Here is a 3,158-nt window from a genome sequence, read left to right as displayed (position 1 = left end):
ACCCTAACCCTCCCCGATGCTTTGGGGAGGGAACTAATTTTTCCGGTTTCCCCCCAAAGCATCGCTTGCGGGGAGGGGGTCTTTGTTTTTAATAATAACTTTTGCCTGGTAAGTAATTGGACAAAAATATTTACAGTCATTGCGAGCGAAGGGAAGCAATCACAACCCTGGCGATTGCTTGATTTCACTTCGTTCCATATGGCTAACGCCACGCAACGCTAACGCAATGACATTGTGTAATTAATTCTGTCTCACTACTTAACAAAGGTTTTAACTGATATCAGAAGAGCTAGGTGTCACTACATCTAATGTACTATTTACCACTGAATTCATTTGTGACAATTTTAACATATCCTCAGTCCAGCCAGGGTTAGCAAACTGAGGTAATATTTCCTTGCTAAATGCTTCGGCGGCTTTTGATCTATAGCGGTTGGGGTTAAATATCAGCCAGAGTGTGCGCTTCACAACAACTCCTTCGATAGGGGTGCGGTGAAGGACACCCATTTGTAATTCTTTAGCGATCGCCGATGTAGAAACAAAGGCAGCACCTAAGCCTGATTGGACAGCGTTTTTAATAGCTTCTATGGAATTTAGTTCCATCTCAAACTTAAACCGTCTGGTGTCAATATCACAACGGGCTAAAACCTGATCAATGACTTTGCGGATAGTTGATTGGGAGTCAAGAGCAATGAATTGTAGTTTATATAGGTCTTCTTTTTGGATGGTTTCTAATTTAGCAAAGGGATGGGAGGTAGGTAAGATGAGTGCCAATTCATCTTCAGCATAGGGAACAGTTTTTAAAGATTCCCCTAATTCTGTGGGAATTTCTCCGCCAATAATCGCCAGATCAACCTGACCATTAGATACACTCCAAGCGGTGCGTCGGGTTGAATGGACGTGCAATTGCACAGCTACTTCTGGATATTTCTGTCGAAATAAACCGATCATTTTCGGCAGAAGATAAGTGCCAGTGGTTTGAGATGCGCCTACAATTAATGTACCCCCTTGAAGATTTTGGAGGTCTTCAATCGCGCGGCAGGTTTCCTGACACAAGCTGAGGATTTTGTCTCCGTAGTTGAGGAGTAAATGACCAGCTTCAGTTAATTGAGCGCGACGACCTCCTCGATCAAATAGAGGGACATCCAGTTGTCGTTCCAGGTTTTGAACTTGCAAACTGACAGCGGGTTGGGAGACGTAAAGGCTATCAGCCGCCCGTTTGAAACTCCCTTCTTGGGCGATCGCTTTGAGAATACGTAACTGATCTAAGGTAAAAGGAAGGTCAGACATAAGGCTTAACCCACAAACTGGGGTGCATGAGTAACTTTAAAAATAAATCGAAATGAATAGTTTGGTCACTAAGCATGATTTATGGCATTGTTAACATTTGAAGAACCGTGAATTTTGACTTTGCTTTGCGGTACTAGCTGATTTGAATTTTGAATTGAGTTGTATATATGATGCCCAATCATTGGTTTACCTCCAGTCATTTTGTCATACTAGGGTTACAATTAGTTTTTGCGATCGCTCACAGCGGAGGGGCGGCTTTACGTCCTTGGGCAGAAAAATACATTGGACCAAGACTTTATCGCATTATCTTTGCATTAATTAGCCTCCCTTTGGCTGTGATATTAATTGTTTACTTTTTTAATCACCGTTACGACGGACAGCAACTTTGGCAACTACAGGATATAACAGGTGTAAAAACATTAGTCTGGGTACTATCAGCTATATCTTTTTTACTTTTATATCCTGCTACCTTCAATCTACTAGAAATTGCTGCCATTCAAAAGCCCCAAGTTCATCTTTATGAAACAGGAATTATCCGTATTACCCGTCATCCGCAAATGGTGGGACAAGTTATTTGGTGTGTAGCCCATACCCTGTGGCTAGGTACTAGTTTTACCCTTGTCACCTCCATGGGGTTGATACTACATCATATATTTGGAGTATGGCATGGCGATCGCCGTTTAAGTCAACGTTATGGAGAAGCCTTTGAAGTTGTCAAACAGCGAACTTCCATTATCCCCTTTCAAGCGATTATTGATGGTCGTCAATCCTTGCACTGGGAGGAATTTCTCCGCCCTGCTTATTTAGGGGTTGTCATTTTCACAGGTCTATTATGGTGGTCTCACCCCTTGTTATTAGTGGCAACAAGTAGGATAATATGGTAGTTTAGTGTGATCCCCAAGATCAACAAAACATATAAATTTAACGAAACTTTGTCCTGATCACTTGCTACCAAAACAATGTACGATAAACTCAAACATATATCATTAAACTTTTTCCCAATGGGATCAGAAAAAGAATTTATCCACCAGGCTTCAGTGGATTTTATACTCGTAAACAAACAATAGCCATCCACCAGACTGGAAACAGGCATTAAGTAGCAATGTAGAGACTGCAATAACCCGCACTGTCGCCATTGTCAAATTTTTCCCAAGCAGTAGTAATCAGGATTTGAAATGTAGAGCAGCCAGCGCGGTATACACGGTGGCTTTTTTGTCAGCAGGAAACATCAAAATCCTTAATAGCAGGAGTCAGGAGTCAGGAATCACCGATTTAGAAGTAAAACCCTGTTGTCGGCTGAATTTAATCAATACCTACGGTGCGTTGACACGAACAATAGATATCCTCCGCCTTGTCTGTTGCTAGAAAATTTAAAATTCAAATTGGTAATTTATACCGATTTGCTCCTGCTGACAATCAACTTTTGATATAAAAACCTTATAATCACAAGAGGCATCATGGTGTTGTCGGTTAATGAACGGACATTTACTCAAGAAGTTTTAGAATCCCCTGTACCCGTTTTGGTGAATTTTGAAGCCCCCTGGTGTGGGCTTTGCCGCATCATTCACCCACTGTTATCACAATTTCAGACTCAGTGTGGTGATGAACTTAAATTGGTGGGAGTTAACGCTGATCAAAATTTCAAGCTATCAAATACTTATAGACTGAAATCATTACCAACCTTACTGTTGATAGAAAAAGGTATAGTTAGACAAAGACTAGAAGGTTTTCGGAGTAAAGACGATTTACGTCTAGCCTTAGAAGCAATTAGACTCACATATACAAGTCAAGAAAAAATAGATACAGCAGAAGTCAGAAGTCAGGAGTCAGGAGTTAGGAGGTAGGAGAGCAGGGGGCCTGTCTCTTATACA

At 41.3% G+C, this 3,158-nt stretch carries 3 protein-coding genes; 2 read left to right on the top strand and 1 reads right to left on the bottom strand.

Annotated features, from left to right (window positions below; genetic code table 11):
* Nucleotides 1-270: 270 nt before the first annotated feature.
* A complete protein-coding gene (locus IQ228_RS23835) occupies nt 271-1,287 on the bottom strand; it encodes a LysR family transcriptional regulator (protein WP_027403981.1) in 1,017 nt (338 codons plus the stop codon).
* Nucleotides 1,288-1,454: 167 nt separating this feature from the next.
* Between IQ228_RS23835 and IQ228_RS23830 the strand changes: the two genes are divergently transcribed.
* Nucleotides 1,455-2,171, top strand: a complete 717-nt coding sequence (locus tag IQ228_RS23830) for an NnrU family protein (protein WP_027403982.1) — start codon at nt 1,455-1,457, stop codon at nt 2,169-2,171.
* A 573-nt stretch (nt 2,172-2,744) separates the two neighbouring features.
* Nucleotides 2,745-3,131, top strand: a complete 387-nt coding sequence (locus IQ228_RS23825) for a co-chaperone YbbN (RefSeq protein WP_027403983.1) — start codon at nt 2,745-2,747, stop codon at nt 3,129-3,131.
* The last annotated feature ends 27 nt before the right edge of the window (nt 3,132-3,158 follow it).

It is taken from the genome of Dolichospermum sp. LEGE 00246 (assembly GCF_015207865.1).
GTDB lineage: Bacteria > Cyanobacteriota > Cyanobacteriia > Cyanobacteriales > Nostocaceae > Dolichospermum > Dolichospermum heterosporum.
Note: the sequence above shows the minus strand (reverse complement) of the source record. Positions and strands in the feature narration are given on the sequence as shown.

What these genes read in the sequence shown, in the direction of transcription:
- IQ228_RS23835 (WP_027403981.1), bottom strand. Translation starts at nt 1,287, where the DNA reads ATGTCTGACCTTCCTTTTACCTTAGATCAGTTACGTATTCTCAAAGCG.
- IQ228_RS23825 (WP_027403983.1), top strand. Translation starts at nt 2,745, where the DNA reads ATGGTGTTGTCGGTTAATGAACGGACATTTACTCAAGAAGTTTTAGAA.
- IQ228_RS23830 (WP_027403982.1), top strand. Translation starts at nt 1,455, where the DNA reads ATGATGCCCAATCATTGGTTTACCTCCAGTCATTTTGTCATACTAGGG.